Annotated in this window: 19 protein-coding genes; 8 read left to right on the top strand and 11 right to left on the bottom strand. The window is 69.8% G+C overall.

Annotation, left to right across the window (positions count from 1 at the left end):
• The first annotated feature begins 189 nt into the window (after positions 1-189).
• The 3 genes from B9C99_RS24040 to B9C99_RS24030 all read left to right on the top strand — a co-directional run bounded on the left by B9C99_RS24040 (position 190) and on the right by B9C99_RS24030 (position 2,180).
• Entirely contained in the window at positions 190-906 is a 717-nt protein-coding gene (locus B9C99_RS24040) for a hypothetical protein (protein ID WP_016694287.1), read from the top strand.
• A gap of 220 nt (positions 907-1,126) precedes the next feature.
• A complete protein-coding gene (locus tag B9C99_RS24035) occupies positions 1,127-1,612 on the top strand; it encodes a hypothetical protein (RefSeq protein ID WP_088899597.1) in 486 nt (161 codons plus the stop codon).
• Positions 1,613-1,730: 118 nt separating this feature from the next.
• Entirely contained in the window at positions 1,731-2,180 is a 450-nt protein-coding gene (locus tag B9C99_RS24030) for a PaaI family thioesterase (protein WP_088899596.1), read from the top strand.
• A gap of 55 nt (positions 2,181-2,235) precedes the next feature.
• On the opposite strand, the gene B9C99_RS24025 is transcribed toward B9C99_RS24030, so the two are convergent.
• Together B9C99_RS24025 and B9C99_RS24020 are read right to left on the bottom strand one after the other, a co-directional pair.
• On the bottom strand, positions 2,236-3,675 hold the full coding sequence (locus tag B9C99_RS24025; protein ID WP_088899595.1) for an NAD(P)/FAD-dependent oxidoreductase: 1,440 nt from the start codon (positions 3,673-3,675) through the stop codon (positions 2,236-2,238).
• Positions 3,676-3,753: 78 nt separating this feature from the next.
• On the bottom strand, positions 3,754-4,809 hold the full coding sequence (locus tag B9C99_RS24020) for a tyrosine-type recombinase/integrase (protein WP_088899594.1): 1,056 nt from the start codon (positions 4,807-4,809) through the stop codon (positions 3,754-3,756).
• A 151-nt stretch (positions 4,810-4,960) separates the two neighbouring features.
• On the opposite strand from B9C99_RS24020, the gene B9C99_RS24015 reads away from it, so the two are divergent.
• A complete protein-coding gene (locus B9C99_RS24015) occupies positions 4,961-5,185 on the top strand; it encodes a DUF2188 domain-containing protein (protein WP_088899593.1) in 225 nt (74 codons plus the stop codon).
• Positions 5,186-5,245: 60 nt separating this feature from the next.
• Here B9C99_RS24015 and B9C99_RS24010 read toward each other — a convergent pair whose 3' ends face one another.
• Positions 5,246-6,442 carry a Fic family protein gene (locus tag B9C99_RS24010; RefSeq protein ID WP_088899592.1) on the bottom strand — a complete coding sequence of 399 codons (1,197 nt, stop codon included), beginning with the start codon at positions 6,440-6,442 and terminating at the stop codon, positions 5,246-5,248.
• 129 nt (positions 6,443-6,571) lie between these two features.
• On the opposite strand from B9C99_RS24010, the gene B9C99_RS24005 reads away from it, so the two are divergent.
• On the top strand, positions 6,572-6,778 hold the full coding sequence (locus B9C99_RS24005) for a hypothetical protein (protein WP_026061941.1): 207 nt from the start codon (positions 6,572-6,574) through the stop codon (positions 6,776-6,778).
• 24 nt (positions 6,779-6,802) lie between these two features.
• Here B9C99_RS24005 and B9C99_RS24000 read toward each other — a convergent pair whose 3' ends face one another.
• The 5 genes from B9C99_RS24000 to B9C99_RS23980 are packed head-to-tail and all read right to left on the bottom strand — an operon-like array spanning position 6,803 to position 16,059.
• The gene (locus tag B9C99_RS24000; protein WP_088899591.1) at positions 6,803-8,389 is read right to left on the bottom strand and encodes an NAD(P)/FAD-dependent oxidoreductase; all 1,587 of its coding nucleotides are present in this window, start codon (positions 8,387-8,389) and stop codon (positions 6,803-6,805) included.
• Positions 8,386-10,188, bottom strand: coding sequence for a cytochrome c oxidase subunit I (ctaD, locus tag B9C99_RS23995; protein ID WP_253250190.1), 1,803 nt, complete (start codon positions 10,186-10,188; stop codon positions 8,386-8,388). The genes B9C99_RS24000 and ctaD overlap by 4 nt, the downstream gene beginning before the upstream one ends.
• A complete protein-coding gene (locus tag B9C99_RS23990) occupies positions 10,185-13,127 on the bottom strand; it encodes an FAD-binding and (Fe-S)-binding domain-containing protein (RefSeq protein WP_253250189.1) in 2,943 nt (980 codons plus the stop codon). Before B9C99_RS23990 ends, ctaD begins: the two co-directional genes overlap by 4 nt.
• 33 nt (positions 13,128-13,160) lie before the next feature.
• Positions 13,161-14,255 carry an enolase C-terminal domain-like protein gene (locus B9C99_RS23985; RefSeq protein WP_088899590.1) on the bottom strand — a complete coding sequence of 365 codons (1,095 nt, stop codon included), beginning with the start codon at positions 14,253-14,255 and terminating at the stop codon, positions 13,161-13,163.
• A 10-nt stretch (positions 14,256-14,265) separates the two neighbouring features.
• Positions 14,266-16,059, bottom strand: a complete 1,794-nt coding sequence (locus tag B9C99_RS23980) for a thiamine pyrophosphate-requiring protein (protein WP_088899589.1) — start codon at positions 16,057-16,059, stop codon at positions 14,266-14,268.
• A 269-nt stretch (positions 16,060-16,328) separates the two neighbouring features.
• On the opposite strand from B9C99_RS23980, the gene B9C99_RS23975 reads away from it, so the two are divergent.
• Positions 16,329-18,083: a glycoside hydrolase family 15 protein gene (locus B9C99_RS23975; protein ID WP_172415076.1), complete on the top strand. Its 1,755-nt coding sequence runs from the start codon at positions 16,329-16,331 to the stop codon at positions 18,081-18,083.
• A gap of 32 nt (positions 18,084-18,115) precedes the next feature.
• Positions 18,116-19,141 carry an SDR family oxidoreductase gene (locus B9C99_RS23970; protein WP_088899588.1) on the top strand — a complete coding sequence of 342 codons (1,026 nt, stop codon included), beginning with the start codon at positions 18,116-18,118 and terminating at the stop codon, positions 19,139-19,141.
• A gap of 21 nt (positions 19,142-19,162) precedes the next feature.
• Here B9C99_RS23970 and B9C99_RS23965 read toward each other — a convergent pair whose 3' ends face one another.
• The 3 genes from B9C99_RS23965 to B9C99_RS23955 form a co-directional block, all read right to left on the bottom strand.
• The gene (locus B9C99_RS23965) at positions 19,163-19,675 is read right to left on the bottom strand and encodes a MarR family winged helix-turn-helix transcriptional regulator (protein WP_088899587.1); all 513 of its coding nucleotides are present in this window, start codon (positions 19,673-19,675) and stop codon (positions 19,163-19,165) included.
• A gap of 69 nt (positions 19,676-19,744) precedes the next feature.
• Entirely contained in the window at positions 19,745-20,488 is a 744-nt protein-coding gene (locus B9C99_RS23960; RefSeq protein ID WP_088899586.1) for a VIT family protein, read from the bottom strand.
• Positions 20,489-20,497: 9 nt separating this feature from the next.
• Positions 20,498-21,532 carry an NAD(P)H-binding protein gene (locus tag B9C99_RS23955; protein WP_088899585.1) on the bottom strand — a complete coding sequence of 345 codons (1,035 nt, stop codon included), beginning with the start codon at positions 21,530-21,532 and terminating at the stop codon, positions 20,498-20,500.
• 138 nt (positions 21,533-21,670) lie between these two features.
• Here B9C99_RS23955 and B9C99_RS23950 point away from each other — a divergent pair, with 138 nt between their 5' ends.
• Positions 21,671-21,904, top strand: a complete 234-nt coding sequence (locus B9C99_RS23950; protein WP_088899584.1) for a hypothetical protein — start codon at positions 21,671-21,673, stop codon at positions 21,902-21,904.
• Positions 21,905-21,919 lie beyond the last annotated feature (15 nt).

The following is a 21,919-nucleotide window of genomic DNA, read 5'->3' as shown; positions in this document are numbered from 1 at the left end:
GGGTGCTCCTCGGGAAGGCGGTGGTGCGGTTCGGGTCGTCGCGGATCGTGGGGAACGCGAAGGCCTTCGGAGTTAGGTTACGGAATCCTATGTGTCGGCGGGAGTAGGGGATGGGGTTGCGCACACCACCCCCGGATGCAATGGTTAGGCTTACCTAATCAGGATTCACCGTCGATCAGGAGGTGTCGGATGACGACGCTGCTGCTGCCGCCCACGGCGGCACCCGTCCGCCCGTTCGAGGACACGCGCGCCCGGCTGCGCGCACTCGCCGCGGGAGCCCCCCGCGTGTATGCGGTGGCCTGTATCGACGAAGAACCCCGCCGCCGCTGGTGGTTCCTCGGCGGCGGCGAGCGACAGCAGCGCGTCGAGGCGCTCTACGACCGCGCCCTGCTCGACACCGAGGACCCGCGCATCGCCGTCGAACAGGTCGCCGGCGCCCTCATCCACGCCGTGGTCGGCCGCGTCCTCGCTCCCTACGCCCTCGAGGGCCGCGTCTGGGATCCGGGTCTGGACAATCTGTGGCTGCACCAGGACAGCGACGGCTGCATCGACTGGGCCGGTCTCGCCGACGACACCCTGCGGGTGCTGCCCGAGGACCGTGCCGTCGGGCAACGCGACGTGGTGGTGCTGCCGTGCGAGCGGGCGATGGCGGTGTGGACCGCCCACCGCGCCGCAACAGCCCTCGAGGCCGTCCATCTCGCGCTGCGCTCCCTCGCCCCGCTCGACCGGAACCGCTTCTGGGCGATCGTCGGGCGCACCGTCGTCACCGGCGCCGCCCAGCTGCCCGTGCTGGGCGGCGCCTCCCGCCGCACCGCCGCGCGCCGCGGTCAGGCGTTGCTCGACGCCTTCGTCGCCGCCGGCTATCCCGTCCGAGGCCTTGCCGGATTAGGGCAGCCTTCCCTATAATCGAATCCGTTCCGACTGCCGGACCGCAGCGGAGTCCTGAGGGCTGCAGTGACTCCCGGTCCCTTCCCGCGGCGGGCCTCACATCCATGTGGGGCCCGCCGTCGCGTGTCCGGAGCCTGCGCCGTCGACGCACAGCGCAACCGGCCGATCGCAGGCGCTGCGGTGGCGAACCCGGAGGATGCTGGAGGAATCCGCGCCGCGACCTGGGAAGCACCGAGAGATGACCACCCTGTGGATGATCGAAGACCTCGAACCGTGGCCCGACCAACCCGTCCCCGGGCAGGTGTGTGAACCGACCACCTCCTGGACCACCCCCGGCGCGAGCGACTGCATCCGCGAACTCGTCCGGCACATACCCGCCCGGGTCGAGCAGATCACCGTCGACGATCGGATCGAACTGCTCGCCCATCTCGGTCACGGCTTCACCACCGTGCTCCCACCGCAACTCGACACCCTCTGCGACGTCGTGCTCACCGGGCATCTGGTGTGGGACCGCTATCTGTGGACGCTGTACCGCACCCGACCGCACGGGCGCGCCCGGGTCGCCGAACGTCACCCGGTGATCCAGCGGACCATCAGGATCCCGACCGCGGACGCGGGCTGGTACGGCGTCGAGTACGAGGGCGCGCGGACCGTGCACCGGTTCGGGCCGATCCCCGACGGCTACTCGATCGTCGCCTACGCGCTGCTGGTGACCCTGCAGTGACCAGCCCCGCGTGCCACGCTCGGAGGTCAGGCGTCCGAAAATCGCCATGTCCTACCATCGTTCGACGGCCACCTGTCCCGGCGGCCGGTCGACCCACGCACGAACAAGGGAAGCCCGTATGAGCGACCAGTCCACCTCCGCCCCGGCCCAGCACGACGTGCAGGCGATCAACGCCGTCAACGACCGAGGCTTCAACACCGCCCTCGGCCTCGAGTTCGTCGAACTCGGACCCGATCTCGCGCGGGCCCGGTGGACGATCACCCCCACGCAGCACCAGCCCTACGGCATCGTGCACGGCGGGGTGTACTGCGCGGTGATCGAGACCGTCGCCAGCGTCGCCGGCGCCAACTGGCTGGGGGACAAGGGCAACGTCGTCGGGGTCAACAACAACACCGACTTCCTCCGCGCGACCCGCGAAGGGGTCCTCACCGCGACCGGCACCCCGGTGCACCGCGGACGCACCCAGCAGGTGTGGCGGGTGGAGATCGTCGACGAGCAGGACCGTCTCGTCGCGCAGGGGCAGGTGCGCCTGGCGAACATCACGAACGCGGACCGCATCGGGCACTGACCCTGCAGCCGGGCGGCTCCGGCCGGGACACCGTGCCCGGCCGGAGCGCCGACGATCAGCCCGCGGCCTGCGTCCCCCCGCGGCCCCGCCCGGCCGGAGCCTCCGCCGAACGGTCCCCGCCCTTCGTCGCGCTCTCGCCGTTCTGCGAGTCGCCGCCGGGTTCGTCCGAGCGCATGTGCTCGAGCGCGATCCGCGCGAACACCTGCTGCTCGGTCGCGGCCATCTCGTTGCGGCCGGTGGAGAAGAACGCCTGCGCCCACGACAACAGCGTGGACAGCTTCGACGAGAACCCCACCAGATACAGCAGGTGGATGAACAACCACGCCACCCAGCCGAGGAACCCGCTGATCTCGAGTTTGCCGACCTTGGCGACCGCACTGAACCGCGAGATGGTCGCCATGCTGCCCTTGTCGAAATACTTGAACGGTTCCCGATGGGTCGGGTCGGCGCCGTCGAGGGAGGCGATGATCTGCCGGGCCGCGTACTTGCCGCCCTGCATCGCCACCTGCGCCAGCCCGGGTAGCTTGTTCAGCGACATCATGTCGCCGATGACGAACACGTTCGGATGCCCCGGCAGTGTCAGATCCGGCAGCACCTCCACCCGGCCCGCCCGGTCGATCCCGGCGCCGGACTGTTCGGCGAGCTGCTTGCCGAGCGGGCTGGCCGCCACGCCCGCCGACCACACCTTGCACTGCGATTCGATGCGTCGCTGCGAGCCGTCCTTCTCCTTGACGACGAGACCGTCGGCGTCGACGTCGGTGACCATCGCGCCGAGCTGGATCTCCACCCCGAGCCGTTCGAGGGTGTTGCGGGCCTTGCGGCTGAGTTTGCCGCCGTAGACCGGCAGCACATCGGAGGCACCGTCGAGCAGCACCACCCGCGCCTCGGTCGGATCGATGTTGCGGAAGGTGCCCTTGAGGGTGCGGCGCGAGAGCTCGGCGATCTGCCCGGCCAGCTCCACCCCGGTCGGGCCCGCGCCGACCACCACGAAGGTCAGCAACCGGGCGCGTTCCTCGTGATCGTGGGACAGTTCGGCCTGCTCGAACGCCCCGAGGATCCGGCCGCGCAGCTCGAGGGCGTCGTCGATGGTCTTCATGCCCGGCGCGAACTCGGCGAACTGGTCGTTGCCGAAATAGGACTGGCCGGCGCCCGCCGCGACGATGAGGCTGTCGAATTCGGTGGCGGTGTACCGCTCGAGGAACCGGGAGGTCACCGTCCGGTTCTCCAGGTCGATCTTCTCGACGTCCCCGAGCAGCACCTGCGCGTTCTTCTGTCTGCGCAGCACCATGCGGGTCGCCGGGGCGATGTCGCCGACCGACAGGATGCCCGTGGCCACCTGGTACAGCAACGGCTGGAACAAGTGATGGGTGGTGCGCGCCACGACCGTGACGTCCACATCGGCACGAGCCAGGGCCTGGGTCCCGAACAGCCCACCGAAACCGGATCCGATCACGACCACACGATGACGGCGGGGTTCGGTCTGCTCGACGCTCATGGATGCTCCTTCACGTTGCCGGATGGATCGATCCCCAGTCTTGCAGTTGCCGCGCCCGCCCACAGCGCAACCGACGAGCTAACCCGGCCCGTCGCCGAGCGGCTCACGACCCGACCCGAGCAACCCGTAGACGGGGTTGTGCCGCGCGGCGTGCCGCACCGCATCGTTGGTTGCCGAGGTGTACACCTGCACGGTCTGCAACGACCGGTGCCCGAGCAGCTGCTGCAACTCGACCATCGTCGCGCCGCTGTCGGCCAGGCTCGTCGCGAAGGTGTGCCGCAACGCGTGGGCGAGCGCACCGCGTTTGCGTTCGGACTCGATACCGGCGCGGCGGTAGATGCGCCGCACCCGGTACTGCAGCGTGCCGCGGGTGATGCGTTTGCCGTCCGCGCCGACGAACAGCGGGTCGGCCGGGTCGTGCCGCTCCCACACCGGCAGTTCGTCGCGGTCGCGGGTGCGGCGCCGCGCGGCGGGGAAACGGGCGTAGCGTTCCTCGAGATAGGCGGCGACGATCGCCGTCCAGCTGTCCTCGAGGGGGATCTCCCGTTCGATCGCGCCCTTGCCGAGCACCCGCAGCACCGGCGCCTGACGGCCACCGAGGATGCTGCCCACATCGAGCCGGATCAGCTCGTCCGAGCGGATCCCGGTGAGCAGCAGCGTCGCGATGAGCGCCAGATCGCGTTGCGGCCAGTCCCGCGCCGACTCCGCGGGGCGTTGCGCCTCCACGGTGATGGTGTCGACGAGTTGATTGATCGCGGTGGGGGAGAACGCCTTCGGGGTGTGCTGCGGTTTCTTCGGCTGCGCGATCGAGGCCATCGGGTTGCCTTCCGACACCCCTTCGGAGACGAGGAAGTTGCAGAAGTTGTTCCACACCGACCAGGCGCGGCGCACCGACGCCGGTTGCCGTTCGGCGGCGAACGCCGCGAACGCCGACCGCAAGCCGCGCACCGTCACGTCCCCGAGTGTGAGCGTCTCCTCCGACACGGCGCAGGTCGCGGCGAGATGGGCGCGCACCGCGTGCAGGTCGAGCCGGTAGGCCTTGATGGTGTGCGGGGACCGTTTCGCGGTCTGCAAGGTCTCCAGATACGACCCGATCCAGTCCGACAATCCCGGCTCGGTCGCGCTGCCCGCCACGATGCCCCTCCCGTGAAGATCCGCTCGTACAGATGTGCGAGTCCAGTGTGACAGCAGGGACCGACGGGACAGCAGAGACCGCGTCCGGATTCGGGGACACCGGCACCGGGTACGCGGTGGACGACCGACCCTTCGTGGAGAGGAGCATCCCATGCCCGCCGGCGATGTCGAGACGTTCCACCAGGACGGATCCTGGCACAACCGCATCGAGGGCTCGAACGACCTGCTCGGCACCTATCCCACCCGCGAGGAGGCCGTCGCCGCCGGCCGCGACGAGGCGCGCCGCCGCAAGGTCGAACACCTCGTCCACAACCTCGACGGGACGATCGGCGAACGCAACACCTACGGTCACGACCCGCGCGACATCCCGGGCTGATCGACCCGAACCGACCGACACCGAGTCCGATCGACACCGGGCGGAGCGATACCGGGGAGGTCAGCCGCGGCGGCGTTTGGCGCGCGCGGCGAACTCGTCGAGCACCCGCACCACATCCTTGGCCTGCCAGATGCGATTGCGGCGCCCCTCGGTGATCTGCGTGAGGATCCCCGCCTCCACCAACCGGTCGATGGCGATCTGCGCGTTGGCGCCGGTCACCGACAAGGCCGCGGCGGCCGAGCGGTTGTCGATCACCGGCTGGCGCAACAGCACGTCCACCAGCCGGTGCACCGCCGAATCCCGCCGCGCCGTCACCCGGGACCGCCACAGCTCACGCACCGCCTCGAGATCGGCGACGAGCGTGCGGCCGTTGGCGACCGCCGCGAACGACGCATCGACGATCGACCGCACGATCGGCCCGATGTCCCCGGCGCGGTAGGCGCCGAGCGCATCGAAGTACTCCCCGGTGTTGTGCAACAGGCCCGCCGAGACCGGCACGGCGACACTGCGGGTGAGCTGCCCGCCGCGCAGCATCGCCTGGATCAGCGCGCGGCCCACCCGGCCGTTGCCGTCCGGGAACGGGTGGATGGTCTCGAACTGGGCATGCGCGACGGCGATCTGCGCGACCACCGGCAGATCCACCCGGTTGGTGAAGACCACCAGATCGTCGATCAGCTCGGGCACCCGCGCGTGGTGCGGGGGCACGAACTGTGCGGTGTGCGGACCCAGGCTGCCCCCGCCGATCCACACCTGCTGGGTGCGCCAGCGGCCGGCGATCGCCGGATCGTCGTGCTCGAGCAGCGCGTGGTGCATCCGCAGGATCGCGTCGGCGTCGATCGCATCGGACAGCTCGAGCGCCGCGCGCATCGCCCGCACGTTGCCGACGATCAGGCGGGCGTTGCGGGAGGCGTGTTCGCCGAGTTCGGCGAGCGCGATCTGCCGCGCCCCGCTGGAGAGGTTCTCGATCTCCGAACTCGACGCGCTCTCGGTGCGCAGCAGGATGGAGGCGAACGGGGCGGTGATGTGTCCGACCTCGACATCGAAGCGGGTCAGTTCCGTCGCGGCTTCCTCGGTGAGGGCCTGCAGTTCGCCGTCGAGCGGGACGGGCCGGTGGGCGATGAGCGGGGGTACCGCGGCGCGGTAGGGGCCGGTGGTCAGGCGCTTCTCCCGCCGCGAGCCGTAGGCATCGCTGCTCACCCACGGGTGCTGTTGGTAGGTGACCGCGGGCCAGCCGGACTCGACGTCAACCGATGCCATCCCCGGACCATACCATCGGATAATCGATTATCCGATGGTATGGCTCGGGGGTGGGTTCGGTTCGGGCCCGTGTGCACGGCCGGAACCGGGGGTTTGGGTCGTGGGTGGTTCGGACGTATGGTGCCGGCCATGGCATTACCGACCTTCGACATCGACACGCCCATGGCCTATCACGTTGCGCAGCACAACATCCTGCAGAGACTCGATGCCGGCGACGACGCCGGGACCGTGCGGGAGGAATGGCGGCAGGCCATCGAGCGCATCCTCGACAACCATCTCGCCGGCCACGACGCGCTGAGCTTCGTGACCGCTCCCGCGCTCGGCCCGGTCGACTAGCCGCCCCGACCGCAGCGGAAGGGGCTACCGCAGCACGGTGTGCTGGAGCGAGCGCATCACCGTGCGATACATCCCGCCGCCGGTGCCGTCGCGGGCCAGCGCGGCCCGCGCGGCGTTGGCGCCGGGCGCACCGTGGACCGCGCCACCGGGATGCGCCGAGGCGCCGGCCAGGAACACCCGGTCCACGGGGGTGTCGGCGCGGCCCAGGCCGGGGGTGGGCCGGAAGATCAGCTGCTGATGCAGGGCGGGGGTGCCCTGGTTGATGGCCCCGCCGACGAGAGCGGGATTGTGCTGTTCGAGTTCGGCGGGGCTCTGGACGGCACGGCCCAGGATGCGACCGGTGAACCCCGGTGCGTGCCGTTCGACGACGGCCTGGATCCGATCGGCGAACCGTTCGCGCCGGTCGGCGGTCCATACGAGATCCCGGGGTACATGGGTGTACGCCCAGACCGCCTCGGTGCCCGGCGGTGACCGGGACGGGTCGGTGGTGGTCATCTGGCCCAGCAGCACGAACGGATGGTCCGGCAGTGTCCCGTTGCGCAACTGGGTGTGATAGATCGCCAGCCCGCCCATGTCGACGCCGAGATGGACGGTGCCCGCCCCGGAGGCGGCCGGGTTCGACCAGGGGATCGGGTCCGACAGCGCCCAGTCGACCTTCACGGTGCCGTCGTCCCACTGGAAGTGCCGCAGATCGCGGAGCAGGCGGGCCGGCAGATGCTCCTCCCCGAGCAACTGCCGGTACAGCGTCGGGGCGGGCACGTCGGCGAGCACTGCCCGGGTGGCGCGGATCCGGTCGCCGTGGGCGTCCCGGACCCCGACGCCGCGACCGTCCTGCACGAGGATGCCGGTGATCTCCCGACCGCATTCGATCGTGCCGCCGCGGTCGGTCAGCCGACGGACCAGCGCGTCGGTGATCCGTGCCGCCCCGCCCGCGGGTGCGGGGAAGCCGACGGTCTGCCCCAGCATGGTCAGCAACCACCCGAACAGTGCGCCGGCGGCGTCGTCGGGACCGAGATCACTGTGGACAGCGTTGCCCGCCAACAACATTCGAGCACCGTCGCCGGAGAAGGTCTCCTGCCCGAACCGTCGGGCGGGTAACAGGAACCGGCGCAGCAACCGGATCGCCTCACTGCCGGTGGTGCTCCGCGCCAGGGCGGCGGTACCGCGGATCGGGGGAAACGGGCTCAGCAACGCGTCGAGGAGCGGGCCGCCGATGCGCTGCCACAGCGCGAGCTCGTCGCGCCAGGCCCGGGCGTCGTCGGGCGCGAACCGGGCCACCGACGCGGCGGTGCGTTCGACGTTGCGGGAGAGCACCGCGATCTCGTCGTCGGGAAAGAGGTGCGCCAGCACATCCCGCGCGTGACGCCAGCGCAGCCCGTAACGGTGCAGGTCCAGACCGGCGAGCACCGGGGAGGCCACCCCCATCGGATAGAAGGCGCTGCACAGATCGGTGCCGAAGCCCTCGGCGGTGATCTCGGCGCTGCGCACGGCCCCGCCGGGTTCGGCGGCGGCCTCGACCACGAGCACACTCCATCCGGCGTCGGCGAGCAGATTGGCGGCGACGAGTCCGTTCGGACCGGCGCCGATCACCACCGCCTCGTAGTCGCTCACCGGGACGAGCCCTCCGTGGCCGACGATGCAGCCGGCGGGTCGGTGCCGTTCGAGGGGTCGGCATGTTCGCCGCGGTGCGCGGTATCCTCGGCGAGATGCGATTCGCGTCCGATGCCGAGCGGAAGGACATGGGATTCGGTCCGCATCTTCTCGACCATGTCGGGATAGTGCAGCTCGAAGGCGGGACGCTCCGAGCGGATCCGCGGCAGCTCGTAGAAGTTGTGCCGCGGCGGCGGGCAGGTCGTCGCCCATTCGAGCGAGTTGCCGTAGCCCCACGGGTCGTCGACCGTGACGACCTGGCCGTAGCGGTAGCTCTTGAAGACGTTCCACACGAACGGCAGGGTCGAGGCGCCCACGACGAAGGCACCGATCGTCGAGATCGTGTTCAGGGTGGTGAACCCGTCCGAGGGCAGGTAGTCGGCGTAGCGACGGGGCATGCCCTCGTTGCCGAGCCAGTGCTGCACCAGGAAGGTGGTGTGGAAGCCGATGAAGGTCAGCCAGAAGTGCCAGCGGCCGAGTTGCTCGTCCATCAATCTGCCGGTCATCTTCGGGAACCAGAAGTAGATGCCGGCGTAGGTGGCGAAGACGATGGTGCCGAAGAGCACGTAGTGGAAGTGGGCGACGACGAAGTACGAGTCGTGCAGGTGGAAGTCCAGCGGCGGGCTCGCGAGGATGACGCCGGTCAGGCCACCGAAGAGGAAGGTCACGATGAAGCCGACGGCGAAGAGCATCGGTGTCTCGAAGGTGATCTGGCCCTTCCACATGGTGCCGATCCAGTTGAAGAACTTCACACCGGTCGGGACGGCGATCAGGAAGGTCATGAACGAGAAGTACGGCAGCAGCACGGCGCCGGTGGCGTACATGTGGTGCGCCCACACCGCGATGGACAGCGCCGCGATCGAGATCGTCGCGAAGACCAACCCCTGATAACCGAACACCGGTTTGCGGGAGAACACCGGCAGGATCTCGGTGATGATCCCGAAGAACGGCAACGCCACGATGTACACCTCGGGGTGACCGAAGAACCAGAACAGGTGCTGCCACAGGATCGCGCCCCCGGTGCCCGGATCGTAGATGTGCGCCCCCAACTGCCGGTCCGCCAGCAGACCCATCAGCGCAGCCGTGAGAATCGGAAAAGCCAACAACACCAGCAGGCTCGTGATCAGGATGTTCCAAGTAAAGATCGGCATCCGGAACATGGTCATGCCCGGTGCGCGCAGGCACACCACCGTGGTGACCATGTTGACCGCCGCGAGGATGGTGCCCAGACCCGACAACGCCAGACCCACGATCCACATGTTCACCCCCATCCCCGGGGAATGCGCCACATCGCTGAGCGGCGCATAGGCCGTCCACCCGACATCGGCCGCCCCGCCCGGGGTGACGAATCCGGCGACGGTGACGAGCCCACCGAACAGGAACGCCCAGTAGCTGAACGCGTTCAGTCGCGGGAACGCCACATCCGGCGCACCGATCTGCAACGGCAGGATGTAATTGGCGAAACCGAAGACGATCGGGGTGGCATACAGCAGCAACATGACCGTGCCGTGCAGGGTGAACAACTGGTTGTACTGCTCATTGGACAGGAATTGCAGCCCCGGCACCGCCAGTTCGCCCCGCAGCAACATCGCCAGGACCCCACCGAACAGGAAGAAACCGAAGGCGGTGCACAGATAGAACACCCCGAGCCGCTTCGGATCCGTGGTGGTCACTGCCTCGACGATCGCCGCACCCTTCGGGTGGCGGCGCCGCGGATAGGGACGTGCGGGCCGCAGCGGCCGCACCTTGGTGGCGGTCATGGTCGACGGCCCGATTCGTGCACCCCCGACTCGTGCACCGCCGCAGCGAGGATCTGCGCGGTGTGCAGCGGCGCACTGCCCGGCAGCAGATCACGCACCTGGGTGCGGCAACTGAATCCGTCCGCCACCAGCAGGGTGCCCGGCGCCGCGCGGCGGACCGCGGGCAGCAACTTGTCCTCGGCGCAGGCCACGGACACCTCGTAATGCCCGCGTTCGAATCCGAAATTCCCGGCCAGGCCGCAGCATCCGGCGTCGAGGACCTCGACGTCCACCCCGGCGGCGTCGAGCGCGGCCTGTTCGGCACCGTATTTCAGCACGGCATGCTGATGGCAGTGCGGTTGCAGCAACGCCGACGCGCGCAGATTTGGCGAATGACGGTCCGGGGCGCGGGCGTGCAGCAACTCGCCGAGCGTCACCGTCTGGTCGGCCAGCCGCTGCGCGTCCTGGTCGCCGTACAGCAACTGCGGCAGATCGGCGCGGAACACTGCCGCGCAACTCGGTTCGAGCACCACGATCGGGGTGCCCGCCCGCAGTTCCGGGGCGAGGATCGCCAGGGTGCGGCGCAACACCCGTTTCGCGGTGGCCAGCTGGCCGGTGGAGATCCAGGTCAAACCGCAGCAGGCGGCACGCTCGGGTAGGCGCACCGAGAAACCGGCGTGTTCGAGGACGGTGACGGCATCGCGGGCGATCTGCGGATCGAAGTTGTCGGTGAACGTGTCGGGCCACAGCAGCACCGTGCCGCGCTCACCGCCCCCGACCGGTGTCTCCCGCATGGCGAACCAGCGGTGGAAACGCTGGTCGGCGAACCGCGGCAGCGGCCGGCGTCGATCGACCCCACCGACCGTCTTGACCAGATCCGCCAGCACCGGAGCGTGCGCGACGGTGTTGACCGCGCCGGGCGCCAGGGCCGCCAGGCGCGCCCAGACGGGGATCCAGCCCATCGCGTAGTGCGCGCGAGGCCGGGGCCGGTGGGCGTAGAAGTGGGAGAGGAATTCGGCCTTGTAGGTCGCCATGTCCACATCGACCGGGCAGTCGCTGCGGCAACCCTTGCACGCCAGGCACAGATCGAGGGCGTCCTTGACCTCCGTCGAGCGCCAACCGTCGGTGATCACGTCTCCCTGCAGCATCTCGAACAGCAGGCGGGCACGACCGCGGGTGGAATGCTCCTCCTCGCCGGTGGCGCGGTAACTCGGGCACATCACCCCCGATTCGTGACCGCGGCACTTGCCGACGCCGACGCAGCGGGCCGCCGCGTGCGCGAAGCGGTGACCGTCGTCCGGATAGGCGAAGTGGGTGCTCGGTTCGGCGGGCCGGTAGTCGCTGCCCTGTCTCAGGTTCTCGTCGAGCCGGAACGGGTGGACGATCTTGCCGGGGTTCATGCGATCGTCGGGGTCGAACAGCGCTTTGAGTTCCTCGAACGCGGTGATCAGCCGCTCGCCGAACATCAGCGGTAGCAGTTCGGCGCGGGACTGCCCGTCTCCGTGTTCGCCGGACAGCGACCCGCCGTAGCGGACGACGAGCCGGGCGCTGTCCTCGACGAAGGACCGGTACTCGGCGATGCCGTGGGCGGTGCGCAGATCGAAGGGGATGCGGGTGTGTACGCATCCTTGGCCGAAATGCCCGTACAGCGAGGCGGTTCCGTAGCCGTATCGCTCGAGCAGTGCCCGGAAGTCGCGCAGATAGTCCCCGAGCCGGTCCGGGGGCACGGCCGCGTCTTCCCATCCTTCATGGGTTTCCGGTTCGTTCGGTGGGTAGGCGGTGGCGCCGAGCCCGGCCTCGCGGGCCGCCCAGATCTGTTTCTTGTGGGTCGGGTCGTCGAAGACGGCGGCATGTGCCCCGGTGCGTCGGCACACGTCGTCGATCATCGTCTTGGCCTTGTCGTCGGCGTCGGTCCGGTCGTCGCCGTTCATCTGCACCATCAACCAGGCACGGCCCTCGGGCAGTTGCTGCAGGGCCTTCTCGGCGAGGCGCCGGCTGTGTTCGAGTTGAGCGAGCCGATGGTCGATGCCTTCGAGGGCGGCGGGGCCGTGGGAGACGACGAGCGGGACGGCATCGGCGGCGGCGGTGATGTCGTCGAAGCCGAGCAGTACCAGCGCCGACGCCGCGGGGCGGCGCACCAGCTGCAAGCGCGCCCCGAGCACGGTGACCAGGGTGCTCTCACTGCCGACGAGCAGCTGGGCGAGGTCGAAGTTCTTCTCCGGCAACAGCGAGTCGAGGTTGTAGCCGGAGACGCGGCGGGGGATGTCGGGATACCGCTCGCGGATATCGTCGGCATAGCGCTCGGCCAGGGCGCGCAGGCCGCGGTAGATCTCGGCGCGCCGGTCACCGCCCCGGGCGATGCGCTCGTAGTCGTCGTCGCCGGTGGCTTGGACCCACATGCGGGTGCCGTCGTAGGTGAGCACGTCGAGGCCGAGGACCGAGTCGACGGTCTTGCCGTATGCCTGCGCCGTGGATCCGCACGAATTGTTGCCGATCATGCCGCCGATGGTGCAGCTGACGTGGGTGGAGGGTTTGGGACCGACCATCCACCCGGTGTGCTCGAGCGCATCGTTGAGGACGTCGAGGGCGATGCCGGGTTCGACGGTGACGATGCCGGCGTGCTCGTCGATCTCCCCGATCCGGGTGCAGTACTTGCTCCAGTCGAGCACCACCGCGGTGTTGCAGCACTGCCCGGCCAGGCTGGTGCCGCCGCCGCGCGAAAGCACTGGGATGTCGAACTCGCGGCACACGGCGACGGTGTCGACGGCGGCCTGCGGGGTGCGGGGCACGACCACCCCGATCGGGACCTGCCGATAGTTGGAGGCATCGGTGGAATACGCAGCGCGCGAGCCGGCATCGAACCGGACCTCACCGTCGACGCGGTCGTGCAGGGTCGCGGCGAGTTCGTCGAACAGCAACGTCGAGCGTCGACCCGTGCGGCGGGTGGGGTGGGTGGTCACTGGATCGTCCTCCTCATGGGGTGCCCGGGACCGTTACCGCACCCGGAAGCGGTCGAGGTCGGGGAGCTTGGGGGTCAGGCCGTGCCCGGGGGAGTCGTCGCGCGGCTGCACGCTTCCGCCGGCCGGGTCGAGGGCGCCGTCGAAGAATCTCGTCTCGATGCGCACGTGATCGTGGAACCATTCGAGGTGCCGCAGGTGCGCGATCGTGGCGGCGGCGTGCACGTGCAGGTGCGGGGCGCAGTGCGCGGACAGGTCCAGGCCGTGCGCCGCGGCGACGGCGGCCACTCGTAGCCATTCGGTGATGCCGCCGCAGCGGGTGATGTCCGCCTGCAGGCAGTCGACGGCGCCGGCGGCGCACATGCGGTGGAAGTACGGCAGGTCGTAGCCGTATTCGCCGGCGGTCACCTCGGCACGCACCGCCTCGCGGACCCGGCGCAGACCGTCGAGGTCGTCGGAGGACACCGGTTCCTCGAGCCAGTGCACATCGCAGTCGGCGGCGGCGTCCATGATCCGGACGGCCTGCTTGGCGGTGTAGCCGCCGTTGGCGTCGACGAACAGTTCGGCCGCGTCGCCGATCACCTCACGTGCCCGGCGGATGCGGTGCAGATCGCGGGTCGTTGCGGTGCCCCAACTCTCGGCGATCTTGATCTTCACGCGGGGGATGTCCTGCTCGTGCACCCAGTGGCACAGCTGTGCGTCGAGCCGGTCGTCGTCGTAGGTGGTGAAACCGCCGCTGCCGTAGACCGGGACGCGGTCGCGGAGCGCCCCGAGCAACCGGTGCAGCGGAAGAGAGAGCAGGCGTGCCTTCAGATCCCACAACGCCAAATCGACCGCCGACAGAGCACAGCCGGCGATGCCGGGACGCCCGGCGTTGCGCAGCGCCCGCACCATCGCCTCGTGCACGCCCGGCACGTCCTGGACCGAGCGCCCGACGACGATCGGGGCGAGCAGGTCGGTGACGACCGGGACACAGGCCGCCGGGGCGTACGTCCATCCCACCCCCACGGCGTCGGGGGTGCGCGCGTGCACGAGGACCACGGTGGTGCTGTCCCACGCGAGGGTCCCGTCCGCCTCGGGGGTGTCGGTGGGGATCGTGTACGCCGCCGCGGTGACGTCGATGACGCTCACGTCGACGCCGTCAGCGATTCGGGTGGGGCAGGAATTCCTGGGCCTTGGTGCGGAGGCCTTCCTTGACGAAGTCCCACCGGTCCTCGTCGCCACCGAGTACCGCCGCCGTGGCCGCCTTGAACTGCTCCCAGGTAGCGTGCGGTGGGATCGGGGGCATGTTCGGGTCGGTGTGGACATCGAGCAGGGTGGGACGATCGGCGGTCAGCGCCGCGTCCCAGGCGGAGTCGAGATCGTCCGGGTCGGTCACCGTGACGGCCTGCAACCCGAGGGATGCGGCGAAGGCGGCATAGTCGATATCCGGAAGTGTCTGGGACTCGGCGAATTTCGGGGATCCCGCCATGGCGCGCATCTCCCAGGTCACCTGGTTGAGGTCGTTGTTGTGCAGCACCGCCACGATCAACCTCGGGTCGCGCCAGCTCTGCCAGTAACGGTGGACGGTGATCAGCTCGGCCAGGCCGTTCATCTGCATCGCCCCGTCGCCGGCGAACGCGATCACCGGCCGCTCCGGGTGGGCGAACTTCGCGCCGATCGCGTACGGCACACCCGGACCCATCGTGGCCAGGGTGCCCGACAGCGACCCGCGCATGCGACCGCGGAAGCGCAGCTGGCGGGCGTACCAGTTGGCAGACGATCCGGAATCGGCGGTGACGATGACATCGTCCGGCAGCCGGGGGGACAGTGCGGCGAACAACCGCAGGGGATTGACCGGATCGGCGGGCACGGCGGCCTGCATGTCCATCGTCTCCCACCACCGGGCGACGTCTGCTTCGATCTTCTCGCGCCAGCTGCGGTCCTGCTTGTATTCGAGATGCGGCAGCAGCGCGAGCAGCGCGGTCCTCGCGTCGGCGACGAGGTTCACCTCATTCGGATACCGCATGCCGACCAGGCGCGCGTCGAGGTCGATCTGCACCCCGCGGGCCTGACCGTAGTCGGGCAGGAACTGGGTGTAGGGGAAGCTCGAGCCGATGGTGAGCAAGGTGTCGCATTCGCGCATCATCTCGTAGCTCGGCCTTGTGCCGAGCAGACCGATCGCTCCGGTGACCCAGGGCAACTCGTCCGACAGCACGTCCTTGCCCAGCAGGGCCTTGGCGGCGCCGGCGCCGAGCGCCTCGGCGACCTGTTCGATCTCGGCCGACGCTGCCCGCGCCCCGTTGCCGACCAGCAACGCGACCTTCTGCCCGGCGTTGAGGATCTCCGCGGCCCGCGCGATCGCCCCGTCGTCCGGGGCCAGGTGCGGGCGCTCGAAACCCAGGCTCGACGGCACCATCTTGAACTCGTGGGTCGGCGGCGAGTACGGCAGTTCCTGCACGTCGGCGGGAACGATCAGCGCGGTGGGGGCCCGTCGGGTCAGCGCGGTGCGGATCGCCCGATCGAGCACGTTGGGCAGCTGTTCGGGGACGGTGACCATCTGCACGTAGTCGCTCGCGACGTCCTTGTACAGGCTCAGCAGGTCCACTTCCTGTTGGTAGGACCCGCCCATGGCGCTGCGGTTGGTCTGCCCGACGATGGCGACGACCGGAACGTGGTCGAGTTTGGCGTCGTAGAGGCCGTTGAGCAGATGGATCGCGCCGGGGCCGGAGGTGGCCATGCACACCCCGAGCCGGTCGGTGAACTTGGCGTAGCCGACCGCTTCGAAGGCACTCATCTCCTCGTGGCGGGACTGCACGAACTGCGGGTGGTTCTCCGCTCGTCCCCAGGCCGCGAGGATGCCGTTGATGCCGTCACCGGCATAGGCAAAGACGTGTTCGACGTTCCAGTCGCGCAGCCGCTCGAGCAGATGGTCTGCGACGTTCTTCTCGGCCATCGGTGTCTCCTTACCGTGGGCGTCGGGGTTGTTCGCATGCCGTTCGGAAGGGCGAGAGGGGAGGTGCAGCGGGGTGCGTCTCGGCTCCGTGGGTGCCGGATCGGACGGTGCGCTCGGTACGCCCCATGGTCGTCCTTCCCGACAGAACTGGCAACCGAACGCAAATATTGCGTTTGCGCAATGATTGCCGGGTGCAAGATGGTGGTGGGTGGGACCACACCCACCGATCCACTCGTTCGTGCCGATTCGAAGCGGAAGCCGAGGCCACGATGCGAACACCTTGGTCCGGCGCAGACGTCGCACCCCACGTCCTGCGCGAGTACGCGCTCGTCGCCGACGGAGAACGCGGCGCCCTCGTCGGCCCCCGCGGCGACTTCGCCTGGATGTGCGCGCCCTCCTGGCATTCCGACCCCGTCTTCTCCACCCTGCTCGGCGGGGACGGGACGTACGCCGTCGCCCCCGACACCACCCGCTTCGTCTGGGGCGGCTACTACGAGGACGGAACCCTGATCTGGCGCAGCCGCTGGGTCGCCACCGGCATCGTCGAATGCCGGGAAGCGCTCGCGATGCCCGCCGACCCGCACACCGCGGTGATCCTGCGTCGCATCCTCGCCCCCGAGGACGACACCCGGCTGCGGGTCATGCTGCGCACCGGCGCCGGCTGCCACCACACGACGCACCCCACCCTCCGTGACGGCCGCTGGGAACTGACCGCCGGACGGATGTACCTGCGGTGGAGCGGCGCCGCGGAGGCATGCCCGACCGAGACCGGCCTCGACATGCATCTCCACCTGCCGGCCGGACGCAGCCACGACCTGATCCTCGAGATCTCCGACCGGCCGTTCCACAGCGATCCGGCCCCGGCCGACGAGCTCTGGCACCGGACGGAACAGGCGTGGGCGAGCGCGGTACGACCGATCGACGGCACACTCGCCGACCGGGATGCCCGCCACGCCACGGCCGTGCTGACCGGATTGACCAGCCGCGGCGGCGGCATGGTGGCCGCCGCGACCACCTCGTTGCCCGAACGCGCGGCGCAGGGACGCAACTACGACTACCGCTACTGCTGGATCCGCGACCAGTGCTATGCCGGACACGCAGCCGCCGCCTACGGCCCGCATCCCCTCCTCGACGCCGCGGTGCGCTTCGTCGGGGACCGTCTTCTCGCCGACGGCCCCGACCTGAAACCGGCGTACACCGTCGGCGGAGGGGACGTGCCGTCCCAGAGCGCTCTGCCGCTGCCGGGCTATCCCGGCGGCTCCGTGGTCGTCGGCAACCGGGTCAACCACCAGTTCCAGCTCGACACCTTCGGTGAAGCCCTGCTGCTGTTCGCCGCCGCCGCCCGCGACGACCGACTCGACAGCCGGGACTGGCGGGCCGTCGAGACCGCCGCCGCCGCCGTCGAGTTACGCTGGCGCGACCCCGATGCCGGTATCTGGGAACTCGACCGCCGCCACTGGACGCACTCGAAACTGACCTGTATCGCGGGTCTGCGGGCCGCCGCCACCGTCGCTCCCCGCGCACAACGGGACCGGTGGAACGATCTCGCCGACACCTTGACCCGAGCCGTCCTCGCCGACAGCACCCATCCGTCCGGGCGATGGCAACGTGCACCCGACGACGACCGCATCGACGCAGCCCTGCTGCTACCCGTCATCCGCGGTGCGCTACCCGCCACCGACCGACTGAGCCGCCGCACGCTCGACACCGTCCGCACCGAACTCGGCAGCGACGGCTATATCTACCGCTTCCGCCACGACGACCGTCCCCTCGCCGACGCCGAAGGCGCATTCCTGCTGTGCGGGTTCTTCATGGCCCTCGCCGACCATCAGCAGGGAAACACCGTCGAGGCCGTGCGGTGGTTCGAACGCAACCGCGCCGCATGCGGCACCCCGGCACTGTTCACCGAGGAATTCGACGTCGTCGAACGACAACTGCGCGGCAATCTCCCCCAGGCCTTCGTCCACGCCCTACTACTCGAATCGGCGCGGCGACTCGTCAGCCCCTGGGACGCTCCGAAATGAGTGCCCCACCTGTACGAAAGGACCGGAAACCCATGAACACCACGCCGACCGACCAAGTCGTAGTCGTCACCGGCGCCAGCGCCGGCATCGGACGGGCCGTGGCCCGCGCCTACGGGCAGCGCCACGCCCGGATCGCCCTGCTCGCCCGCGGCGAGACCGGGCTCGCCGCCGCCGCCCGCGAGATCGAAGCCGCCGGGGGACAGGCGCTGATCCTGCCCACCGATGTCGCCGACCCCGACGCCGTCGACGCGGCCGCCGCCGCGACGGTGGAGCGTTTCGGCCGCATCGACGTATGGATCAACGTGGCGTTCACATCGGTCTTCGCCCCGTTCACCGAGATCACCCCGGACGAATACCGCCGGGTCACCGAAGTCGACTATCTCGGCTTCGTCTACGGCACGATGTCCGCACTGAAACGGATGACACCGCACGATCGCGGCACGATCGTGCACGTCGGCTCGGCCCTGGCCTACCGCGGCATTCCGCTGCAGAGCGCCTACTGCGGCGCCAAACACGCCATCCAGGGCTTCCACGAAGCACTCCGCTGCGAACTGCTGCACCAGCACAGCAACATCCACGTCACCATGGTGCAGATGCCCGCCGTCAACACCCCCCAGTTCTCCTGGGTCCTCTCCCGGCTCCCGCGCCACGCCCAACCCGTACCCCCGATCTACCAGCCCGAGGTGGCCGCCCGCGCGGTGCTGCACGCCGCCGACCACCCGCGCCGCCGCGAATACTGGGTCGGGGCGAGCACCGCCGCCACCCTCGCCGCCAACGCACTCGCCCCCGGCCTGCTCGACCGCTATCTCGCCCGCACCGGATACCGATCCCAGCAGACCGACCGGCCCCGAGACCCCGACCAGCCCATCAATCTCTGGCAGCCCGCGGACGGACCGGAGGGAACGGACTTCGGTGCCCACGGCGAATTCGACGACCGCGCCAAGGCGTCGAGCGTGCAGGCCTGGCTGTCCCGTCATCACGGACTGCTCGCGGCGTCGGTCACCGGCGCACTCACCGCCACCGGGATGGCCCTCGCGGCACGGACCCGCACCACGTGACCTCCCGGCCACGGCACCCGGTCACGGATGGATCGGCCACAACAACGTGAGCGCATCCTCGGTGGCCGGTTCCCCGGCGGCCTCGGCGAAGACACCGAAGGCGTCGGCGAGTTCGTCGCGCTGCCCGGTGCTCAACCGGCTCAGGACCGCAGCGATCGCGTCGCGGCGGTGGTCCATGACGGTGTGGACCACCGCCGCACCGTCCGGTGTCAACGTCAACGCCAGTTTCCGACGATCCTCCGGAGAGTCCCGCCGATCGAGCAGACCTGCTTTCATCAGCTTGTCGACCGCCCTGCTGGCACCGGACGGATCGACCCCCAACTCGTCCGCCACCCCGGCGAGGGTGAGAGGCCCCCGCGTGCCCACGAGCACGAGAATGCGCAGATGCGGGATGCTGACACGGTCTTCGACCTCGGCCACCGAGGCCGCCGCGATGCCCACCAGGGCACGCGACGCCGACATCACCGCATCGACCTGCCGATCGAACTTCTTGTTCGAGCGACCACCGGACGGGGACCGGGCAGGGGAGTTCATGGCGTCATCCTCCGACGATGCATGCGATCCCGCAACTGTTGCGCAACCGCACGGATCACGGCACGCCCGCTACACGACGGTGTCGAACAACTGACCCACCCCATAGGTCACGACCATCGCGAGCGCACCGCCGACCACCACCCGCACCACCGCCCGGCCCCGCCGGGCCCGGCCGAGCCACGCACTGATCGATCCCGTCGCCGCCAGCGCACACAACACCGCCACGAACGTCACCGGGATCCGCACCGTGTCGGGCACCGACACCACCATCAGCAGCGGCACCAGCGCGCCCAGGGTGAACGACACGGCCGACGACAACGCCGCCGACCACGGATTCGCCAGTTCGGTCGGATCGATCCCCAACTCCACCTCGGCATGCGCGGCAAGCGGATCCCGCGCCGTCAACTCCTCCGCCGCGGCACGCGCCGTGACCGCCGACAATCCCTTGCCCTCGAGCAGGGCGGCCAGTTCGGCGAGTTCGGCCTCCGGCATGGCGGCGAGCTCACGACGCTCCGTGGACAGCGCCGCGCGCTCGGTGTCGCGTTGCGTACTCACCGACACGTACTCGCCCAGCGCCATCGACACGGCCCCCGCGGCCAGCCCGGCCACACCGGCGGTGAGGATCGCCGCCTCGTTCGTCGTCGCGGCCGCCACACCGACGACCAGTCCCGCGGTCGAGACGATGCCGTCGTTCGCGCCGAGAACACCCGCCCGCAACCAGTTGAGTCTGCTCGCCAACCCGGCGGTGTGCGGTTCGCGGTCCTCGTGCCGCCTGCGGGAATCGTTCGGTGACGCCGGATCCGGACGGGGCATGTCGTGAAGCTACACCGACGGACGGCGGCGCGGGGGGATCCCCACGGCGGAGTATCGGCGCGCCTCCGCCGCGGCGACCGCCCACTCCGGATCCCCGGGCAGCGCACCCATCGGGTCCCGCTGCGCGCACGGCACACTCACATCGGCGGGCAGCACTGCGCGCTGCAGCGCCTGCACGATCCCCAACGGCCGATGAGCAGCCGGGGCCAGGCGGCCGATCCACCGACGATCGCGGGCCGTCATGTCGTGCCGCAGGCTCTCCATCAACGCCGCCACGGTTCCCGACGGCACCTCCGTCAACCACGAGCCGAACCGACCGATCACCGCGCCCGGCAATCCGGCGACGGTGACCTGGGCGCGCGGCATGCCGGTGACCTGCCCGTAGAGGCGGAGCAACTCGGGATAACGCAGCGACTGTCCGCAGCCCACATCGAACGAGTCCGTGGGAGTGTCCGTGACGGCCGCCCCGAGCACTGCGGCGACCAGGTCGACGACCGCGATCGGCTCGACCCGCGAGTCCATCCAGTCGGGCACCACGGTGACGGGTAGGCGCCCTGCGAGTTGGCCGAGCACCTCGAAGCTCGTCGAGCCGGAGCCAAGCACCATCCCGGCTCGCAGCGTGATCACCGTGCAGCGGGATCGGGACAGTTCCTGCTCGACCTCCCAGCGCGAGAGCAGATGCTCGGACAGCTCGTCCGGCGCACACTCGGGGACGAACCCGGAGACGTAGACGACGCGCGTCACCGGAGAGGCATCGACCGCGTGCCGGACGGTGCGGGCCGCTGCCAGGTCGAGGTCCCGGAAGTGCGCCGAGCGCATCCCGTGCACGAGATAGACCACGACGTCGACATCGTCGAGCGCCGGTGGGAGAGTGTGCGCGGCGGTGACGTCCACCTGCGCGGTCTCGACCCGGTCGTGCCACCAGAAGCGTCGCAAGGCCGCCGGGTTCCGAGCGGCGGCGCGCACGGTGCAGCCGGTAGCGAGGAAGGCGGGTACGACCCGGCTGCCGACGTAGCCGGAGGCACCGATCACGAGAACTCTCATGCGCTGTTCCGTCCCTTGTCGCCTTCGGGAGGGATGCACGCGCGGGACCGTCGCGAAACATCAGGAGTGGTTCTCATCACCAGAAATAGTGTTACCGTTGGTCACAAATACAGTGGCCGGTATCGAAGGAGGCCTCCCATGTCGATGCTGCGCGGCAGCCCACTGCGACATCGGATACTGTTCGTCCTCGCCGTCCCCCTCGGCGCCGGACTGCTGTCCGCCCTCGGACACCTCGTCCAGCGCCGCCACGGCCGGCCCACCTCCGTCTCCGAATCCCTCTTCGCCATCGCCAGCAGCCTGCGCCGCCGCACGCTGTTCACCCGCCCCACCGGCGATCACCCCCCGGCCCCCGAGGCGTCAGGACAACCATGACCACGCACACCGTCC

The sequence above is a fragment of the Rhodococcus sp. BUPNP1 genome (assembly GCF_002215235.1).
GTDB lineage: Bacteria > Actinomycetota > Actinomycetes > Mycobacteriales > Mycobacteriaceae > Rhodococcus.
Note: the sequence above shows the minus strand (reverse complement) of the source record. Positions and strands in the feature narration are given on the sequence as shown.

Bases quoted from the DNA above. Each gene is read 5' to 3' on its own strand.
- B9C99_RS24040 (WP_016694287.1), top strand. From the start codon at position 190: ATGACGACGCTGCTGCTGCCGCCCACGGCGGCACCCGTCCGCCCGTTC.
- B9C99_RS24035 (WP_088899597.1), top strand. From the start codon at position 1,127: ATGACCACCCTGTGGATGATCGAAGACCTCGAACCGTGGCCCGACCAA.
- B9C99_RS24030 (WP_088899596.1), top strand. From the start codon at position 1,731: ATGAGCGACCAGTCCACCTCCGCCCCGGCCCAGCACGACGTGCAGGCG.
- B9C99_RS24025 (WP_088899595.1), bottom strand. From the start codon at position 3,675: ATGAGCGTCGAGCAGACCGAACCCCGCCGTCATCGTGTGGTCGTGATC.
- B9C99_RS24015 (WP_088899593.1), top strand. From the start codon at position 4,961: ATGCCCGCCGGCGATGTCGAGACGTTCCACCAGGACGGATCCTGGCAC.
- B9C99_RS24010 (WP_088899592.1), bottom strand. From the start codon at position 6,442: ATGGCATCGGTTGACGTCGAGTCCGGCTGGCCCGCGGTCACCTACCAA.
- B9C99_RS24005 (WP_026061941.1), top strand. From the start codon at position 6,572: ATGGCATTACCGACCTTCGACATCGACACGCCCATGGCCTATCACGTT.
- ctaD (WP_253250190.1), bottom strand. From the start codon at position 10,188: ATGACCGCCACCAAGGTGCGGCCGCTGCGGCCCGCACGTCCCTATCCG.
- B9C99_RS23980 (WP_088899589.1), bottom strand. From the start codon at position 16,059: ATGGCCGAGAAGAACGTCGCAGACCATCTGCTCGAGCGGCTGCGCGAC.
- B9C99_RS23975 (WP_172415076.1), top strand. From the start codon at position 16,329: ATGCGAACACCTTGGTCCGGCGCAGACGTCGCACCCCACGTCCTGCGC.
- B9C99_RS23970 (WP_088899588.1), top strand. From the start codon at position 18,116: ATGAACACCACGCCGACCGACCAAGTCGTAGTCGTCACCGGCGCCAGC.
- B9C99_RS23965 (WP_088899587.1), bottom strand. From the start codon at position 19,675: ATGAACTCCCCTGCCCGGTCCCCGTCCGGTGGTCGCTCGAACAAGAAG.
- B9C99_RS23960 (WP_088899586.1), bottom strand. From the start codon at position 20,488: ATGCCCCGTCCGGATCCGGCGTCACCGAACGATTCCCGCAGGCGGCAC.
- B9C99_RS23955 (WP_088899585.1), bottom strand. From the start codon at position 21,532: ATGAGAGTTCTCGTGATCGGTGCCTCCGGCTACGTCGGCAGCCGGGTC.
- B9C99_RS23950 (WP_088899584.1), top strand. From the start codon at position 21,671: ATGTCGATGCTGCGCGGCAGCCCACTGCGACATCGGATACTGTTCGTC.